The organism is Edaphobacter sp. (assembly GCF_028283685.1).
Taxonomy (GTDB): domain Bacteria; phylum Acidobacteriota; class Terriglobia; order Terriglobales; family Acidobacteriaceae; genus Edaphobacter.
In genome coordinates, this window is record NZ_JAPWKF010000010.1 from 242,816 (window position 1) to 260,069 (window position 17,254).

The following is a 17,254-nucleotide window of genomic DNA, read 5'->3' on the forward strand; positions in this document are numbered from 1 at the left end:
CAACCCGGCGGGGCACTGTAGCCTCTAAGGGAGAACATGGCAAAGTCAAAACAACCATCCAAGCCAGCTGTCGCTCCTGCCCCACCCGCCGCGCCGGAGCGCTATATCTGTATTCATGGCCACTTTTACCAGCCGCCGCGGGAGAATCCCTGGCTGGAGACGGTGGAGGTGCAGGACTCTGCCGCGCCGTACCACGACTGGAACGACCGCATCACCGCCGAGTGCTATGCGCCGAACGGGGCCTCGCGCATCACCGACCGCGAGAACAAGATCATCCGCATTCTGAACAACTATGCGCGAATCAGCTTCAACTTCGGCCCCACGCTGCTGAGCTGGCTGTGCGACTTTGCGCCGCGCACCTACCGGATGATTCTGGACGCCGACAGGACCTCGGCGGAGCGGCACTCCGGGCACGGCTCGGCGATCGCGCAGGTCTACAACCACATCATCATGCCGCTGGCCAACGAGCGCGACGCGCTGACGCAGATTCGCTGGGGCATCACGGACTTCGAGTTCCGCTTCGGCCGCAAGCCGGAGGGCATGTGGCTGGCCGAGACGGCGGTCAACCGGAACGTGCTCGACATGATGGCCAGGGAAGGCATCAAGTTCACCATCCTTGCGCCGCACCAGTGCGCCCGCGTGCGGCGTATGAATGCCTTCCGTACGCTGACGCCGGCGGAGAGGCTGGAGGAAGACACTTCGCTCAACTGGATGGAGACGGCGGACAGCTCGGTGGACACGAGGCGGCCTTACCTCGTCCAGCTCGATGAGGGCCGCTCGATTGCCATCTTCTTTTACGACGGTCCGGCCTCGCGCGCCATTGCGTTTGAAGGTCTGCTGAACAGCGGCGAGGTCTTCGGCGAACGCCTGCTGAAGGGCTTCGGAGCCGAGGCCGAGGCCGGCGACGAGGCGCTGCTGTCGCACGTCGCCACCGACGGCGAGAGCTACGGCCATCACCACCGCCACGGCGAGATGGCGCTCTCCTACGCGATGTTCTGGCTGCAGAACAACAATCTGGCCAAGCTGACCAACTACGCCGAGTTTCTGGCGAAGTTTCCCCCGCGATGGGAGGCCGAGGTGGTGGACGACACGGCGTGGAGCTGCGCGCACGGCGTGGAGCGCTGGCGCTCCAACTGCGGCTGCAACAGCGGCCGACCGGGGTGGAACCAGCTGTGGCGCGCGCCTCTGCGGGACGCGCTGGATATGCTGCGCGATGCCACGGCGCCTCTCTCGGAGCAGTTGTCGGCGGGACTCTTCAAGGATCTGTGGTGTGCGCGCAACGAGTACATCAAGGTGATCCTCGACCGGCAGTCGAACAGCGAAAAGTTCCTCGCCGAGCATCAGTCGCACCCCCTCTCCGAGACGGAACGCATCCAGGCGCTGGAGCTGATGGAGCTGCAGCGACATACCCAGCTGATGTACACCTCGTGCGGCTGGTTCTTCGACGAGATCTCGGGCATCGAGACGGTGCAGGTGATCGCCTATGCGGGCCGCGTCCTGCAGCTGGCGGCCAAGCTCTTCGGAGAGCCGGGAGCCGCGCTCGAAGCAAAGTTTCTGGAGATGCTCGAAGGCGCGGAGAGCAACATCCCCGACCTGGGCAACGGCGCCGAGGTCTATCGCCGTTATGTCACCGGCATGAAGATCGGTCTCGAACAAGTGGGCGCGCACTACGCTATCAGCTCGATCTTCCGGCCTTATCCGGAGGATGGCGAGATCTTCTGCTACAACGTCCATCGGGTGAGCCACGAGGTCTACAGCTCGGGCCGGGGCCGCATCGCAGTCGGAGGGGCGCGCATCTTCTCGCGCATCACCGAGGACACCGAGGAGATCTGTTACGCCGTGCTGCACCTGGGCGATCAGAACATCTCCGCCGCCATCCGTCGCTACGATCCCAACGACGCAGAGCAGGTCGAGTCGTTCCATCATCTTTCGAAGGAGATCGCGCAGGCGATGCGACGGGCCAATCTGCCCGAGGTCATCCGGCTCATCGACCACTACTTCAACACCCCGGAGGGCGCGCACGACGCGGAGAGCGCACCGGCGCCGACCAGCTACTCGCTGACCTCGCTCTTCGCCGACGAGCAGCACCGCATCGTGCAGGTCATCCTGAACCAGACGGTCGCGGAGATGGAAGATTCGCTGCGCAAGATCTACAACGATCACGCCTCGCTGCTGGACTTTTTGACCGACACGGGCATTACACCGCCCCCGGCACTGGAGGTGGCGGCGAACTTCGCCATCAACGCGTCGCTGCGGCGGGCGATCGACGCGGAGAACTTCGACCCGGAGTATGTGCTCTCCCTGGTCGATCGCGCAGGTTCGGAGCGCATCACGCTCAACAACCAGCAGCTGGGCTTCATCGCCGGGCAGCGGATGAAGAATGCGATGGTGCGGCTGGAGGCGGAGGCGGCGGGCGATCCTTCGGTCAACAGCGGCGCCCTGGCGCAGGCGCTGGCCATGGCAGAGACCTTCCGCAAGGTGCCCTTCGAGGTGAACCTGTGGCAGGCACAGAACATCTGGAACGACCTGCTGCGGCGCACGGAGCGCAGCTACTGGACGCCGGAGTGGAGCGAAGACTACCGTGCGCTGGGCGAGGCCATCAACATCCGCGTCGACCAGCTGGTGACGGAAGAGGGTGTGAGCGTCTTCTAACGGCGCTCGCCCTTCCCTGCTCGAAATTTTCTCTGCAACTCCTCCTCAACTCGGCAGCCGCTCTGCCGATGAGAGCACTGTGCCAATCTGAAGCACCGATTTTGGAGCACGCGCGAGGAGACGAGGATGATTCGGCAGGCGATCAATTGCGATATCTGTGGAGCGGAGAGGCTGGAATCGACCAGCTTCTGGTTTGTAGCCGATGAAATCGGCGGAGAGATCCGTCTGCGCGGCTGGGATGCGTCGAAGAAGTCGCGGCGCGGCGCACGCCACCTGTGCGGCCAGAAGTGCGTGCAGCACCTGATGGACAACTTCACCGCGGCGATCGTCGCCGGACAGCATGCAGGCAGGGCGGCGGCGAAGGAAGCCACCGAGGCGATGGCAAATGCTGCTCCGGCAGGCATGCCGGCAGCCTCGGCCAAGGCTCCGGCGCTGGTGGAGTCGGCGCTGGACCGCGACGATATGCCGATCCTGGAGCGCATGGGCTACGACCGGGATACGGTAGAGATGATCGAAGCCGAATCGTGGGCCGGGCCGGTGCGGCCGAAGGAGCCGGAGGTCGTCCCCACGGGCTGGGGAGCGCAGGCAGCGACCCGCGGCGAGAAGGGATTTATCCACGCCACGCGCGTCAAACCGCAGCCGCTACGCGCCTTTCAGCGCATGGCCTAAGGAACCGACAGGGTTGGAGGGCCAGACTTGGCGGTAGCCCAGGCCAGGGCCTGGCTGAGGTACTGCTTCATCTCTTTGCGGCCGACGATGGCGTCAAGGAAGCCGTGCTCCAGCAGGAACTCCGAGCGCTGGAAGCCCTCAGGGAGCTTCTGGCGGATGGTCTGCTCGATCACGCGGGGTCCGGCGAAGCCGATCAGCGCGCCGGGCTCGGCGATATTCAGATCGCCCAGCATGGCGAAGCTGGCGGTGACGCCACCGGTGGTCGGGTCGGTCATGATCGAGATGTAGGGGATGCCTTCATCGTCGAGCCTGCCCAGCCCGGTGGAGATCTTGGCCAGCTGCATCAGCGAGGCGATGCCCTCCATCATGCGGGCGCCTCCGGAGGCGGAGATGATGATGAGCGGGTGCCGTGTCGCCAGCGAACGGTCCACGGCGCGGGCGATGGTCTCGCCGACCACCGAGCCCATCGAGCCGCCGATGAAGGCGTACTCCATCGCCGAGATGACGACGGGCTGCTCGCCGATGCTGCCGATGGCGTTGACGATAGCGTCGTTGAGGCCGGTCTTGGCCTGGGCGTCGGCGAGGCGCTTTTTGTAGCGCTTCAGGTCGGTGAACTCCAGCGGATCGGTCGAGCGCAGGTCGAGGTCGACCAGCTCGTAGCCGGGCTCCAGCAGGCTCTCGATGCGCTCGCGGGCGCCGATGCGGAAGTGATAGTCGCACTTGGGGCAGACGTTCAGGTTCGCCGCGAGGTCGGCCTTGAAGATGACCTGGTTGCAGCTCGGGCAGCGGACCCAGAGACCCTCGGTCCGGACAGTCCGCTCCGGGTCGTTGACGATCTCATTTTCTTCGCGTTTGAACCAGCTCATGTGCCGTTGTGCCTTTTGAAATGTGACTCAGCTATTGTAGCTGGCCGAGGGCGGTGTGGGGCGCTCACCCGGTGACGATGCCCATGCAGAGAATGGCAAAGGAGACGGCGAAGACGTCTTCGGTGAGGGTGACCTGCCAGGCTTTACAGCCGATGCGGCGGGTCAGCTGGTGCCGCAGCTGGTAGGCGGCGAAGGCCCCGACCAGTGCTCCCAGGATTGCCAGCGTCGCCCCTTCGACGCCCGAGGCGTCCAGCCCCGAGGCGAGAATGGCTCCCACAAGGCCACCAAAGAAAAAGCGAATCAGCAGGACGACCGGCCGGGTCGGGCGGGGGCTCATCCCCAGCTTATCCGCCGCATATTCAGCGATGGCGAGCACGGTAAAGGCGATGACGACGGGCAGGCTGGCGCACCACCAGGCCCAGGAGCCGCCAACGGGAAGCAGCTTGAGCCATGCAAACCAGCAGAGGACCGCCATCGGCGTCATGGTCCGCATCCCGGTGATGAAACCGAGCAGCGGGATCGCAATCAGCCAGGTCATCACCTCCATGGTCATCGAAACCAACTCCTCCATCCGGAAATCTACGAGGCCCGGTGCTACGGATGCTAATCCCTTTTACGAGGCCGCTGATGATGTGGACGAAGAATAGGACCATTAGGACTCAGCGGACGCACTCCCGCAGCCTTGCAGAGGATCTGCGGTCTGCGGCTACTTACTGGCATTCTTTACTGTTTTTGCGAAAGCAGACCGTAGACGTCGACTTCTCCCTTAGCGCCAACATACACATGCCCGTTCACGACGGTCGGAATGTTGAAGCGAAGGGCATAGCCGGCGTTGTCGCGCGCCGCGTTCTGACTGCTCGTATACAGCAGGTGCGAGATGTCTGCGGCGTCCGCGGCGTACAGAACGGCCAGCCGGTCGGGCGATGACCAGCCCTTGGAACTCAGCACCCAGACGATGCCGTCCTTCTCGCCATTCGCAGAGACCATTGGGGTTGCGGCGTGATCCTCCAGCTTGAAGCTGCTGGCTGCTTTGAAGACAAGCTTGCCGTCCTTTACCTCGAAATCGCGAAGCGAATCGTAGTCGCTGAGGACGAAGACATTCCGGTTCCAATACGCCATCGACCCGTAGATTCCGCGCGATGTCGGAATCGTCTGGACGGCATGGCTGTTGCTTCCTTTTTGAAAATGCCCCAGGCGGTCGCGATCGACTACGTAGATCATGGGCCCCTTGCCTCCAACGACGGCGAGGTGCGCGTGCGGGCCGGGCTGGTCGGGCAGGAGCATCGGGCCGCCCGATCCAAGATCGTGATCCTTCGCATTGAGTTCGTCTGCGTTGAACGGCGTGAAATAGTCGACCGGCTTCAACTTTGACCATCGGCGCGCAGCTTGAGGAGGGTGTCTCCGTAGTCTCTGCCTCCCGAGGAGACGTCGAACTGACCGTTACCCGTCGCGACAAAGACATTTCCTTCCTTGTCCGCTGCGGGCGAGGTGTCGCTGGCCCAGATTCCGCTGTCATCGGCATCGGGCGAGGTGTTGAAGACCCCCTTCTGCTTCAGCGTCGCAGCGTCGTAGGCCATGATCCAACCGTGGTACGGTCCAACGTCGCAGGACGAGCCCCAGGTGAGATAGACCAGGCCGTTCGAGAGCAGGAGGCCTGCTCGAGGATTCTCCCGCAGCGGATCGAAGGCCACGCGAGTAACCTGACTGCCTGCCCCGGTTCCCTGCGCCGATGCCTTTATCTCGACCGGGCCGCCCAGCTTCTCCGCGCCGGACGTTACGGACAGGGCATGAATCTTCTGCTGGTACTGCACCTTTGCCGGGAGGCTCGGATCCTTTGTGCGGGCCAGCACGTAGAGGATGCCGGATTTCGCATCGATCACCGGCGTCGACGTGATTCCCACCTCCGGCTGCGTGAAGGGGCACATGACATCGCTGGCGGGAACCGTATCAACATCCCCATGCACAAAGCTCACGTGCCAGAGTGGCGTGGACGGCTTTCCGTATGCGTCGAAGGCATAGACGCTGTCATGCTCGGTGACGATGAAGACGACGTCGTGTTTTCCCTTGCCGGGGATCGTCACGCCGGAGAGAAACAGCGGCTGGGCGTAGATATCTCCGTCGACCTTCAGGGTGAAGAGCTTTCCGAACTGGCGGGAGTTGACGTTACGCGGCGTCAGCTTCGTCTCATGGACGTAAGCACCGGTACGCGCGTTGTCGTATTGGGCGGTCGTCATCTGCGGATGGGCTGGAGGAGCCAACATGACGACTGCGAGGATCACACCAAGCGGAAGCCTGCACCGGAACCGTCTCATACCTGCCTCACCTTCCCTGCGATGACGGGGATGGATTCGTGGTCGGAATCCGACTATATCTATACGCAGCGATGGCGTCAATTTCGGAGCTTAAAAGCAGAGCCGCCGCGAGAGGGCATCTCGCGGCGGCGTTGTGCATGAAGCCGGATGGGTTGGTTAGGCGACAGGCTGGGGCTGGCGCAGGAACTCGTACAGAGGGAAGCGGTCGGCCAGTTCGGTGACCTCGCCGTGGATCTTCTTGAGCGCACCCTCGTCGTTGCGGTTCTCGAGCGCACGGGCGATCCAGACGGCGACCTGCTTCATCTCGCCTTCCTTCATGCCGCGCGTGGTGAGCGCCGGGGTGCCGATGCGGATGCCCGAGGGCTTCATCGGCGGGTTGGTGTCATATGGAATGGCGTTCTTGTTGACCGTGATACCGGCCGCGCCCAGGGCGTTCTCCGCCTCGGAGCCGAACATGCCCTTCTGGAAGACATCGACCAGCATGAGGTGGTTATCGGTGCCGCCGGAGACGATGCGGAAGCCCTCGGCGGCGAGCGCCTCGGCCAGCACCTTCGCGTTCTTGACCACCTGATGCGCGTAGGTCGAGAAGGAGGGATCGAGCGCCTCCTTGAAGGCCACGGCCTTGGCGGCGACGATGTGCATCAGCGGTCCGCCCTGCTGTCCGGGGAAGACGGAGCGGTCGACCGAGGCGGCGAGATCCTGCTGGCAGAGGATCAGACCGGCGCGGGGTCCGCGGAGGGTCTTGTGCGTGGTCGTGGTGACGATCTGCGCGTGCGGCACGGGCGAGGGGTGCGCTCCACCGGCGACGAGACCGGCAAAGTGAGCCATGTCGATGAAGAGGTAGGCACCGACCTTGTCGGCGATGGCGCGCATGCGGGCGAAGTCCCAGAAGCGCGGGTAGGCAGAGCCTCCGCCGACGATGACCTTGGGCTTCTCGGCGACGGCCTTGGCCTCGAGCTCGTCGTAGTCGATGGTCTCGGTGTCCTTGCGGACCTGGTAGCCGACGATGCGGTAGAGCTTGCCGGAGAAGTTGAGCTTGTGGCCGTGGGTCAGGTGGCCGCCGTGCGCGAGGTCGAGACCGAGGACGGTGTCGCCCGGATTGATGATCGACATGTAGGCCGCGGCGTTGGCCTGCGAGCCGGACGAGGGCTGCACGTTGGCGTGCTCGGCGCCGAAGAGCTTCTTGGCGCGGTCGCGGGCCAGGTTCTCGACGATGTCGGCGAACTCGCAGCCGCCGTAGTAGCGCTTGCCGGGATAGCCCTCGGCGTACTTGTTGGTGAAGACGGTGCCTGCGGCCTCGAGCACGGCGCGGGAGACGAAGTTCTCCGAGGCGATCATCTCCAGTCCCTCGTGCTGACGGAGGACCTCGTTTTCAACTTGAGCGGCGATCTCGGGGTCAGCAATCGCAAGCGGGGCGTTCTGATCGATGGACATAAGGCTATTTTATTCCAGCCGCCCCCTGCATCGCCCTGGGCCTCTGAGACCTCGACCGCCCTACGAGGTGTTCGGCCGGGTTTTGGTGGCGCTGAAGCGCTTTGTGCCTCGGATTATCAATGCGTGAAGCTCATCTGCGGTATCGTGGACGAACCAATCCCCCGGGCCACGCAGTTTTGATCTCTCTTTCAGGAGCTCGTCATGGCGACGAAGAAGACCTCCCCTGCCGCAAGGAAGCCCGCGGTGAAGGCCGGCAGGATCGTATCGAAAACAAAGAGACTTACGGCCAGAGCAAAGAAGCCCACGGCGAAACCGGCCGCTGACCGTCCCCTGCCGAAGACCAACGTTGTCCCGGACGCCATCGACCTGCGCGATCGGCCGTATATGCCGTCGGTGATGCTGATTCCGGCGCAGATGCTGCTGCCCAGGCTGAAGATCCCTGTCCTAAACCAGCAGGAGACCAGCGCCTGCACCGGCTTCGCGCTCTCCAGCGTCATCTTTCACCTGCAGCACAAGGCCAAACGCGACAAGAGGCAGCAGGCGGTCTCGCCGTTCATGCTGTACTCCATGGCGCGGCGGTACGACGAGTTTCCCGGGGACCCGACCAAGGACACCGGTTCGAGTCTGCGTGGCGCCATGAAGGGCTGGTTCAAGTACGGCGCCTGCGCTGCGCCGCTGTGGCAGGACGAGGATATGCCCGCGCCGGTCAAGAATCCTGCCAAAGACTGGTGGCAGGATGCGGTCAAGCGCCCGCTGGGCGCCTACTACCGCGTGGACACACGCAGCGTGACCGACATGCAGGTGGCTCTGAACGAGATCGGCGTGCTGTACGCGAGCGCCGTCGTCCACTCCGGCTGGATGGAAGGCGTGAGGCCGCACCGCGATCCCAAGGTGCCGTTCTGGATCATTCCGCAGCGCAAACGCCTGCCCGGCGACGGCGCGCACGCCTTCGCCATCGTGGGCTACAACCGCGACGGCTTCATCGTCCACAACTCGTGGGACATGGACTGGGGAACGGGGGGGCGCGCCGTGCTCACCTACCAGGACTGGACCGACAACGCGATGGACTGCTGGGTGGCGCAGCTGGGCGTGCCCACGCACCTGCACCAGGAGATCGCCGAGGCCAAGACCCTGCGCACCGACGCCGCCGGCCAGGTGCAGCTGGCCAGCGATGAGACGCTGCGCAACCGCGAGATCGCACCCTACATCATCGACATGGAGAACAACGGCCGCCTCAGCAATACAGGCGACTTCCGCACGCAGGACAGCGATGTGGACTGGCTGTTGAACGAGCAGATCAAACGCGTACGCGACGACTGGAAGCTGCCTGAAGGCGCGCCGATGGACATCGCCATCTACGCTCACGGCGGGCTGACGTCGGAGAACGGCGCGGCCGCAACAGCGGCCAGCTGGATTCCTGCGATGTACGAGAAGCAGATCTACCCCATTTTTTGATGTGGGAGACGGACCTGTGGTCGACGCTGAAGAACATCTATGCCGATATCGACGCGAAGCAGCAACAGCAGCGCACCACCGGCGGCCCCTTCGACAAGATGCGGACATGGTGGGACGATCGCCTGGAGAAGCTGCTGACCGTGCCGGGATCGAAGGTGTGGGGCGAGATGAAACAGAATGCCGATGCGATCTCGTCGGCGCAGGACTCCGGCGGCCTGAAGCTGTACAAGGCCAGCACGCGGTCGCCGTACTTCAAGGACAAATCGAAGATACGGCTGCACCTGATCGGCCACTCGGCCGGAGCGATTGTGCATAGCTACATCGTCAACCGGCTGAAGTGGAACTTCGAGACGGTGAACTTTATGGCTCCCGCTGTGCGCGCCGACGTCTTCAAGGCGAACGTCGTCCCGGAGATCCTGAGCGGCCGCGTGAAGCAGTACAACCAGTTTCAGCTGACAGACGAGACCGAGTTGAAGGACCCGACCTGTCAGCCGATCCTCGGTTACAACCGATCGCTGCTCTACCTCGTCTCGCGCTCGTTCGAGAAGGGCGAAGAGACGCCGATCCTCGGCATGGAGAAGTACTTCAACAGCCAGATCGGCTCCATGGGGCTGAAGAACATCAGCTTCTACGACGCTCCCGGCTCCTGCAGCAACAGCACAACGCACGGTGGCTTCGACGATGATCACACGACACGAGACAAAATTCTCGCGCTGATCAAGGGCTGAAGAGGCACGTATCGTTCGAGCCGAATACTAAAGCTTTATTCCGAGTGCCCTAGCAGTCTTCGCTCCGACCTCGCCGTCAGGGACGAGCCCCTTGCTTACCTGAAATGCCTGAACAGCGGCCGTCGTATGTGCATCGAACACTCCCCAGGTTCCCCCGGTATTGAAGCCTTTCTTCATCAGGGCGTTCTGAATTGCCTTGATCTTCGGAAGAGCGGTGCGGGTCTTCGTCTGACGAAGAACCATTTGCTTGAGCGCAAGCTGAGGTACTGCGGCTTCAGTCTGTGTATAAGCTATGCCTGGAACGAGAATGCCATAGTCCCATCTTCGGTTGGCCAAGCTTCCCCGGATCACTCCGTCGGCAGAAGAGTGAGCCTCGATTGTCCTTCCTGTGCCGTCGGAGATGACGATGTGACCACCAAGACCATTTGGAACTGCCAGCCGCATTATCGCGGCACCTGGCGTTCGAGCTGCGACAGCGACTGTCACCTTCTGTCCCATCTTTTGCGCATCTCTCGCCCAGTAGCCAGTAAATGCATCCGCAGTTGCAGGGTCAGAGTCATCGGAGGCACAACCGTAAAGAATGCCTGCCGCCTGATAGACCATCCATGAAACGAACTCTGCACAGTCCCATGGACCGGTCCAGCCTGCATTGTTCTTCGGAACATTTGCTCCGAAGACATATGTCTCTCCAATGTGGGGGATAGCGAGTTTTACTAGATCTGCACCAGTGGCCATAGAAAATCTCCCTTCGAGAAGTGAGGCCCGGTCAGATTTTTTTCTGATGCGGAAAGATATCGCATCTCCGTTCGGATTCAACACAATAATTATTCGTTCAAAGACCGAGCTACGCCTTCGCCACCTCGGGCAGGAAGTAGAAGACGATAGCGAGGATGACGTAGACGGCGAGCAGTTGCGCGCCCTCCAGCCAGTTGGTCTCGCCATCCTGCGCCACCTGCCCGGTGATGAGGATGGCGAGGAAGATCGCCAGCACCTCAGCCGGAGAGAAGGCCAGGTCCATCGGACGCGGCCCGATGAAGTGGCTCAGGATCACCAGCAGCGGAGCGACCAGCAGCGCGATCTGTATGCTCGAACCCACTGCGACGCCAAACGACAGCTCCATCCTGTTCTTCATCGCGGCCATCACCGCCGTGCTGTGTTCCGCCGCATTGCCGATGATGGCGACGACGATGACACCGACGAAGACCTCCGTCATGCCGAAGGACTTCGCTGCCTCCTGCACCGAGCCGACGAGGATCTCGCTGATCCACGCGATGGCAGCCGTTGCCAGCGCCAGCGTGATGACGGCACGCACCAGGTTGGCCGGCTTTTCGCCGTGCTCTGCCTCTGCCTCCCCGTTCCCCGCGAACAGTGTCTTATGCGTGTAGAGCGAGAAGACGAGATGAGCCACATACGTCAGCAGCAGCACGACGGCGATGTCGAGACCAAGACGGTTCTCGCGGTCGTGCGCACCGTAGTTCTGCAGATGATGAAAGGCCGCCGGCACGATGAGCCCGACGGAAGCCAGCGTCAGCAGAACGGCCTGCGCGCTCGCGGCAGTCTGGTTGAACTTCTGCTTTTTGAACTTCATGCCGCCGCAGAAGGCCGAGAGTCCGAAGACCAGCAGCACATTCCCTATGATCGATCCCGTCAGCGAGGCCTTCACCACGTCGTAGAGCCCACGCTGCAGCGCCGCGATGGCGATGATCAGCTCAGCCGCGTTGCCGAAGGTCGCATTCAGCAGGCCGCCGATTCCCTCACCCAGCCGCGAGGCGATCTGCTCGGTCGCATGACCGAGGATGCCCGCCAGCGGAATCACCGAGAGGCACGCAGAAAGAAAGATCCACGTATGCGCTTCCGGATGAAGAAACTCGAGCGCAATCGTAAGGGGTACAAAGACCAGCAGCCAGTTGAGCATAGCGTTCAACATAGCCGCTGGCATCGCATGAAGCAATATCCGGCGATGCGCCCTTCGACAAATTCGCCTGCAATCGCTACCCTGTCCCGGTGAGTGCAGACGAGTCGGAACTGCTTTCGATCGACGGCCACCAGGTGCGGGTATCGCATCCGGAGAAGCTCTACTTCTCGCAGCAGGTGCGCGTCACCAAGCTCGACCTCGTGCGCTACTATCTTGCGGTCGCGCCCGGTGCGCTGCAGGGCATACGCGATCGTCCCATCGTGCTCAAGCGCTTCGTCAACGGCGCCGAGGCCGAACCGTTCTACCAGAAGCGTGCGCCGAGCGATAAGCCTGCATGGATGCGCAGCGTCACGCTGTCCTTTCCTTCGGGTCGCACCGCCGAGGAGATCGTCGTCGACGATGCCGCCGGACTCGCGTGGATCGTCAACCTCGGCTGCATGGAGCTGCATCCGCACCCCGTTCGGACCGGCGATCTCGACCACCCCGACGAGTTGCGCGTCGATCTTGATCCGCAGCCCGGCGTTGGCTGGGATGACGTGCGCCGCGTCGCGATGGAGGTAAAGACGCAGCTCGAAGAGGTCGGCCTGCGCGGCTGGCCCAAGACCTCCGGTTCGCGCGGCATCCACATCAACGTGCGCATTGCGCCCCGCTGGACCTTCACCGAGGTACGCCGCGCCGCGCTTGCGCTCTCACGCGCAGTCGAACGCCGCGTGCCGCAACTAGCCAGCTCGAAGTGGTGGAAGGAGGAGCGGCACGGCGTCTTCCTCGACTACAACCAGAACGCGAAGGATCGCACCACCTGCTCGGCCTACTCGGTGCGACCGCTGCCGGATGCGCGCGTGTCGACACCGCTCGCGTGGGATGAGGTGATGACGTGCGATGCCGCCGACTTCACCATCTTCACCGTGCCGGATCGCTTCACCGCAAAGGGCAATCTGCTCGACGCGATGGACAGCGAGCCCGGCTCGTTGGATGCCCTGCTCGATCTTGCGGCACGCGATGAGGCCTCGGGGCTGGGCGACGCGCCCTGGCCGCCGCACTTCCGCAAGATGGAGGGCGAGGGTGCGCGTGTAGCACCTTCGCGAGCAAAGAGGAAGAAAGAAAAGTCGTTTGCCAGCCAGATGGATGAAGGCTTCGGCGAGCATCGTTTTCGCGGCCGTTCGAAGAAGCTCGAAGAAGAGAGCGGCACCGAGACCGATCCCGCGGCAAAGGCCGAGCAGAAGCCGCGTCGCACACGTGTCTCTTCGCAGCCGCTGATTATCGTCGCCCAGTCGCCCGACAAGGCCGCTGCCGAGGCGGGACTGGAGCGGTGGAAGCAAGCCCACCCCGAGGCGGCGGCCCTGCTCGCCGTGGACGACGTGCTCGTCGATCGCATGCGCGGCGCGTCGTACGTCTGGTATCGCATTCGCGTGAACCTGCGCCACGTTCCTGAAGAGCAGCGGCCGCAGCAGCAGACGCCCGATCCTGACGATGACCCGACGCGGGCCTGGCGCGAGGGCGGTTCCGAAGCAGCGCCAAAGCGCACGCGGAAGAAGAAACCCTCAGCGACCAACGGAGAAGATGTCGGCTAGCTCGTGCGGCGCGACGACTTCAAGCTGCTCATAGGTGCATTGCGCTGGCGATTTGTCCGTGCGCCAGCGACGAAACTGCGCCATGTGGCGGAAGCGCGTGCTTTGCATGTGCTCATAGGCGACCTCGACGACGAGCTCCGGCCGCAGCGGCTGCCACGAGAGGTCTTTGCCCTGACTCCAGCGCGACTGGCCGCCGGGCATGCGGCCTTCACCACTCGATTCGGCCCAGCCACGCCACGGATGATTCTCGAGCGCATGCTCACGATACGGTGCGAGAAACTCGACCAGCTCGCGACGCTTCACCTGCGTAAAGCTGGCGCATACGCCGACGTGCTGCAGCATGCCCGCATCGTCATAAAGCCCAAGCAGCAGTGAGCCGATCGCCTCGTTCTCCGCATCCTTGTGCCAGCGAAAACCCGCCACCACGCAGTCGCAGTCGCGCTCATGTTTGATCTTGAGCATCACGCGCTTATTCGGCTGATAGATTCCATCGACGGGCTTCGCCATCACACCATCAAGGCCCGCGCCCTCGAAGCGCTTGAACCAGTCGCGTGCCATCGCCGTCTCGCGCGTAGCGGGTGTGATGTGCAGTGGAGGCTTTGCGTCTTTCAGCAGCGCCTCGAGCTCTCTGCGGCGCTCGGCGAACGGCGTCGTACGCAGATCGCGATCGCCGACTGCGAGCACATCGAAGAAGACGACCGACGCCGGAATCTGCTGCGCGAGCAACTTGATACGCGAGGCCGCGGGATGAATCCGCAGCTGCAGCGCGTCGAAGTCCAATCCCGTCGCAGCGGCGATGACGATCTCACCGTCGAGCACGCAGCGCTCCGGCAACTGCGTCTTCAGCGGCTCTGCAAGCTCCGGGAAGTAGCGGTCGAGGGGCTTCTGGTCGCGGCTCTGGATCATCAACTCATCGCCGGCGCGAAAGATCAGCGCACGAAAGCCGTCCCACTTCGGCTCGAAGATCCACGCGCCCTGCTCGGGCACATCATCGACACGCTTGGCGAGCATGGGCAGCACAGGCGGAGGCACCGGCAGATTCATGCGAGCGATGCTACATCAATCGCACGCCACGCCGCACTAAAGCCATGCGCTCACGATGCGTCCGCCAGCGCCCATCATGCGCAGGTTGTCGCTGCGGTTGGAGAAATAGCGCTCATTCAACTCGGCGGTGCCGAGGTCTTCGATGTCATGAAAGCCGCGCAGCTCCGACGCCATATCGTTAGGTGTGAAGAAGAGCTGAAAGGGCTCGCCCGCGCTGGCCACACGCGACGACATCGAGTCACGCGCCATCCGCTCCAGCAGAGGCAGCGCCTCGCGTGGCTGCCCGTAGTCCATCACGACACCGGAGCCCGCGGGATGGTCGGCGATATACGCAAGCGTGGAGCGGAAGGCCTCTATCGTGAGGTACGGCACGACACCCAGCCACGCGAAGAAGGCGGGCTTCGATGCATCCAACCCCGCTTCCGCCAACTGTGTGGCGAGGAGTTGATGCTCGAAGTCGACCGGCACGTACGTCAGGCTTTCAGGGATCGCGATATTATTGGCCGCGAGAAGATCACGCTTCCATTGCTGCGTCGCCGGATGATCGACCTCGAAGACATGCAGCCCGGAAAACGAATTGCGATGCGCGAAGGTATCGAGTCCCGCACCCAGCAACACATACTGCGTCACGCCGCGCGCGACAGCCGAGGCCAGCAACTCTTCCGCATAACGGCTGCGCGCCACGAGAAAGGCACGCAGCGCGACAGAGTGCGGCTTGGCCAGCTTGAAGCGCGTGCGCTCGACCTCGGGCAGATACTCCTTGCCGAGGATCGGCACAGCGATGGGGTCATCAAACACCAGTGGCTGTGCGTCGAAGATCTGATGCGCGGCGCGGCGCATGGCCACGCGAAGCGCTGTGCGGGATGGTCGTGCTTCTTGCATATCTACCAACAGTCTATGCAATCGCGCAGTTTCAGAGGCAGAGCATCGCTTCAAATAAAAGATGAACAAACCGGGAACATTTTCTGCAAAGCGGGGGTCTGTTAACCAGCAGCTCGCGTGCCTTGGTGCCGTCGATACCTTGTCGGCGGCAACGCCGCGCACTTGGAAAGGAATCCCTACGGATGCACCGTCCCTCTTGCTCTCTTCCGCCTCTCGCTTCTCTTTCGCCTCTCGCCATTGTTGCCTTTGTTCTATCGCCCGCTTTCGCGCAGCAGCCTGCTGTGACGCCGACGGCACTCACAATCTACAACCAGGACTTCGCGGTCGCCCGCACGACTGTGCCGCTGAGCCTTATCGCGGGAGACAATCAGGTGCTGACCGCAAATGTCACCAGCCAGCTTGAGCCGGACTCCGTTGTACTGCGCGATCCCACCGGCCACAACGCCTTCACCATCGCCGAGCAGAACTACGACGCAGGTGTCGTCACGCAGGAGTGGCTGCTCGAGAAGTATGAGGGCAAGATGCTCGACTTTCAGGTTGGCCCTTCCGTTATCGACAAAGAGGGCACGAGCGAGACGCATGTCGCGCCAAGAGTGATTCAGGGGCGCGTCATTCGCGCCGGCAACAATCCACTGATCGAGGTCAACGGCCGCATGCAGTTTCAGCTGCCCGGCACACCACTCTTCCCCGCCTCGACCGACGGCCTGCTGCTGAAGCCTACGCTGCGCTGGCAGATCACGGCACCGAAGGCGGCAAGCTTTCCGGCGGAGCTGGCCTACATTACGCACGGCATCAGCTGGCAGGCGACCTACAACGTCGTGCTGCCGGAGAGCTCCTCCACTGCGAGCAGCGAGATGGCAGACGTGCTCGGCTGGGTCACCATCCGAAATGAATCCGGCACCGACTTTCCGCAGGCGACGATACAGCTGATGGCAGGCGACGTGGCCAAGGTGCAGGAGTTTCGTCCACGCGCGATGATGGCAGGCGTTGCAGGCATGGGCTCCTCTGTGATGGCGGACCAGATCGCCGTGACGCAGAAAGACTTTGACGACTTCCACCTCTACGATCTGCACCGCACCGTCGCGCTGCGCAACAGCGAGACCAAGCAGGTGCAATTCCTCGAGTCCTCCGGCGTCGCCGTCGAGCGCACCTACGTGTACACCAATGGCTACCAGCAGCCTGTCTACGCCGGCTTTTTCAACGTCCAGCCGAGCTACGGCTTAACGAACAACAAGCGCGTCACGATCCAGCAGGAGATCAAAAACTCCGAGGCGAACCACCTCGGCATGCCGCTGCCCGCGGGACGCCTGCGCCTCTACCGCCGCGACTCCGGCGGACAGATGCAGTTCATCGGAGAGAACATGGTGCAGCACACGCCAGCCGAGCAGCCGGTAAAGATCACCAGCGGCAACGCCTTCGACCTGACCGGCGAGCGCAGGCAGACTGACTTCCACACCGACACCAACGCTCACACCATCGACGAAAGCTTCGAGATCAAGCTCTCCAACCAGAAGCCGCAACCCGTCGTTATCCACGCCGTCGAGCATCTGCATCGCGCGCAGAACTGGAAGATCACGGCCAAGTCCGCCGACTACATCAAGCGCGACAGCAATACGGCCGACTTCGCAGTCAACGTGCCTGCGAAGGGCGAGACAACCATCACCTATACCGTGCACTACAGCTGGTGAAAACAATGACGGCGAGAGCCTCTGCCCTCGCCGTCGTC

At 62.9% G+C, this 17,254-nt stretch carries 15 protein-coding genes; 6 read left to right on the forward strand and 9 right to left on the reverse strand.

Annotated features, from left to right (window positions below; genetic code table 11):
- Nucleotides 1-36 precede the first annotated feature (36 nt).
- Together PW789_RS19110 and PW789_RS19115 are read left to right on the forward strand one after the other, a co-directional pair.
- The gene (locus tag PW789_RS19110; protein WP_299379890.1) at nucleotides 37-2,652 is read left to right on the forward strand and encodes a DUF3536 domain-containing protein; all 2,616 of its coding nucleotides are present in this window, start codon (nucleotides 37-39) and stop codon (nucleotides 2,650-2,652) included.
- A gap of 126 nt (nucleotides 2,653-2,778) precedes the next feature.
- The gene (locus PW789_RS19115; RefSeq protein WP_299379894.1) at nucleotides 2,779-3,321 is read left to right on the forward strand and encodes a hypothetical protein; all 543 of its coding nucleotides are present in this window, start codon (nucleotides 2,779-2,781) and stop codon (nucleotides 3,319-3,321) included.
- On the opposite strand, the gene accD is transcribed toward PW789_RS19115, so the two are convergent.
- The 5 genes from accD to glyA form a co-directional block, all read right to left on the reverse strand.
- Complete coding sequence (gene accD / locus PW789_RS19120; protein WP_299379897.1) at nucleotides 3,318-4,187, reverse strand: acetyl-CoA carboxylase, carboxyltransferase subunit beta; 870 nt, start codon at nucleotides 4,185-4,187, stop codon at nucleotides 3,318-3,320. The two genes, PW789_RS19115 and accD, sit on opposite strands and share 4 nt — an antisense overlap.
- 64 nt (nucleotides 4,188-4,251) lie before the next feature.
- Nucleotides 4,252-4,740: a DUF4126 family protein gene (locus PW789_RS19125; RefSeq protein ID WP_299380383.1), complete on the reverse strand. Its 489-nt coding sequence runs from the start codon at nucleotides 4,738-4,740 to the stop codon at nucleotides 4,252-4,254.
- Nucleotides 4,741-4,910: 170 nt separating this feature from the next.
- Nucleotides 4,911-5,552, reverse strand: a complete 642-nt coding sequence (locus PW789_RS19130) for a hypothetical protein (RefSeq protein ID WP_299379900.1) — start codon at nucleotides 5,550-5,552, stop codon at nucleotides 4,911-4,913.
- Nucleotides 5,549-6,499, reverse strand: coding sequence for a hypothetical protein (locus PW789_RS19135; protein ID WP_299379903.1), 951 nt, complete (start codon nucleotides 6,497-6,499; stop codon nucleotides 5,549-5,551). Before PW789_RS19135 ends, PW789_RS19130 begins: the two co-directional genes overlap by 4 nt.
- Nucleotides 6,500-6,655: 156 nt before the next feature.
- Nucleotides 6,656-7,933 (reverse strand): serine hydroxymethyltransferase, encoded by a 1,278-nt coding sequence (glyA, locus tag PW789_RS19140; RefSeq protein ID WP_299379906.1) that lies wholly within the window; start codon nucleotides 7,931-7,933, stop codon nucleotides 6,656-6,658.
- 201 nt (nucleotides 7,934-8,134) lie between these two features.
- Between glyA and PW789_RS19145 the strand changes: the two genes are divergently transcribed.
- Both PW789_RS19145 and PW789_RS19150 read left to right on the forward strand, forming a co-directional pair.
- A complete protein-coding gene (locus PW789_RS19145; RefSeq protein WP_299379910.1) occupies nucleotides 8,135-9,388 on the forward strand; it encodes a C1 family peptidase in 1,254 nt (417 codons plus the stop codon).
- Nucleotides 9,388-10,116, forward strand: coding sequence for a hypothetical protein (locus PW789_RS19150; RefSeq protein WP_299379913.1), 729 nt, complete (start codon nucleotides 9,388-9,390; stop codon nucleotides 10,114-10,116). The genes PW789_RS19145 and PW789_RS19150 overlap by 1 nt, the downstream gene beginning before the upstream one ends.
- A 27-nt stretch (nucleotides 10,117-10,143) precedes the next feature.
- Here the strand turns inward: PW789_RS19150 and PW789_RS19155 are convergent, their stop codons facing one another.
- Together PW789_RS19155 and cax are read right to left on the reverse strand one after the other, a co-directional pair.
- A complete protein-coding gene (locus tag PW789_RS19155; RefSeq protein WP_299379916.1) occupies nucleotides 10,144-10,935 on the reverse strand; it encodes a peptidoglycan-binding protein in 792 nt (263 codons plus the stop codon).
- A gap of 25 nt (nucleotides 10,936-10,960) precedes the next feature.
- On the reverse strand, nucleotides 10,961-12,043 hold the full coding sequence (gene cax, locus PW789_RS19160) for a calcium/proton exchanger (protein WP_299379919.1): 1,083 nt from the start codon (nucleotides 12,041-12,043) through the stop codon (nucleotides 10,961-10,963).
- Between the two features lie 77 nt (nucleotides 12,044-12,120).
- Here cax and PW789_RS19165 point away from each other — a divergent pair, with 77 nt between their 5' ends.
- Complete coding sequence (locus PW789_RS19165) at nucleotides 12,121-13,602, forward strand: DNA polymerase domain-containing protein (protein ID WP_299379922.1); 1,482 nt, start codon at nucleotides 12,121-12,123, stop codon at nucleotides 13,600-13,602.
- On the opposite strand, the gene PW789_RS19170 is transcribed toward PW789_RS19165, so the two are convergent.
- Both PW789_RS19170 and PW789_RS19175 read right to left on the reverse strand, forming a co-directional pair.
- Nucleotides 13,573-14,646 carry an ATP-dependent DNA ligase gene (locus PW789_RS19170; RefSeq protein ID WP_299379927.1) on the reverse strand — a complete coding sequence of 358 codons (1,074 nt, stop codon included), beginning with the start codon at nucleotides 14,644-14,646 and terminating at the stop codon, nucleotides 13,573-13,575. The two genes, PW789_RS19165 and PW789_RS19170, sit on opposite strands and share 30 nt — an antisense overlap.
- Before the next feature lie 36 nt (nucleotides 14,647-14,682).
- Complete coding sequence (locus PW789_RS19175; RefSeq protein WP_299379930.1) at nucleotides 14,683-15,528, reverse strand: class I SAM-dependent methyltransferase; 846 nt, start codon at nucleotides 15,526-15,528, stop codon at nucleotides 14,683-14,685.
- Nucleotides 15,529-15,710: 182 nt separating this feature from the next.
- Between PW789_RS19175 and PW789_RS19180 the strand changes: the two genes are divergently transcribed.
- Nucleotides 15,711-17,216 (forward strand): hypothetical protein, encoded by a 1,506-nt coding sequence (locus PW789_RS19180; RefSeq protein WP_299379933.1) that lies wholly within the window; start codon nucleotides 15,711-15,713, stop codon nucleotides 17,214-17,216.
- Nucleotides 17,217-17,254 lie beyond the last annotated feature (38 nt).

What these genes read in the sequence shown, in the direction of transcription:
- PW789_RS19110 (WP_299379890.1), top strand. Translation starts at nt 37, where the DNA reads ATGGCAAAGTCAAAACAACCATCCAAGCCAGCTGTCGCTCCTGCCCCA.
- PW789_RS19115 (WP_299379894.1), top strand. Translation starts at nt 2,779, where the DNA reads ATGATTCGGCAGGCGATCAATTGCGATATCTGTGGAGCGGAGAGGCTG.
- accD (WP_299379897.1), bottom strand. Translation starts at nt 4,187, where the DNA reads ATGAGCTGGTTCAAACGCGAAGAAAATGAGATCGTCAACGACCCGGAG.
- PW789_RS19125 (WP_299380383.1), bottom strand. Translation starts at nt 4,740, where the DNA reads ATGACCATGGAGGTGATGACCTGGCTGATTGCGATCCCGCTGCTCGGT.
- PW789_RS19135 (WP_299379903.1), bottom strand. Translation starts at nt 6,499, where the DNA reads ATGAGACGGTTCCGGTGCAGGCTTCCGCTTGGTGTGATCCTCGCAGTC.
- glyA (WP_299379906.1), bottom strand. Translation starts at nt 7,933, where the DNA reads ATGTCCATCGATCAGAACGCCCCGCTTGCGATTGCTGACCCCGAGATC.
- PW789_RS19145 (WP_299379910.1), top strand. Translation starts at nt 8,135, where the DNA reads ATGGCGACGAAGAAGACCTCCCCTGCCGCAAGGAAGCCCGCGGTGAAG.
- PW789_RS19150 (WP_299379913.1), top strand. Translation starts at nt 9,388, where the DNA reads ATGTGGGAGACGGACCTGTGGTCGACGCTGAAGAACATCTATGCCGAT.
- cax (WP_299379919.1), bottom strand. Translation starts at nt 12,043, where the DNA reads ATGTTGAACGCTATGCTCAACTGGCTGCTGGTCTTTGTACCCCTTACG.
- PW789_RS19170 (WP_299379927.1), bottom strand. Translation starts at nt 14,646, where the DNA reads ATGAATCTGCCGGTGCCTCCGCCTGTGCTGCCCATGCTCGCCAAGCGT.
- PW789_RS19175 (WP_299379930.1), bottom strand. Translation starts at nt 15,528, where the DNA reads ATGCAAGAAGCACGACCATCCCGCACAGCGCTTCGCGTGGCCATGCGC.
- PW789_RS19180 (WP_299379933.1), top strand. Translation starts at nt 15,711, where the DNA reads ATGCACCGTCCCTCTTGCTCTCTTCCGCCTCTCGCTTCTCTTTCGCCT.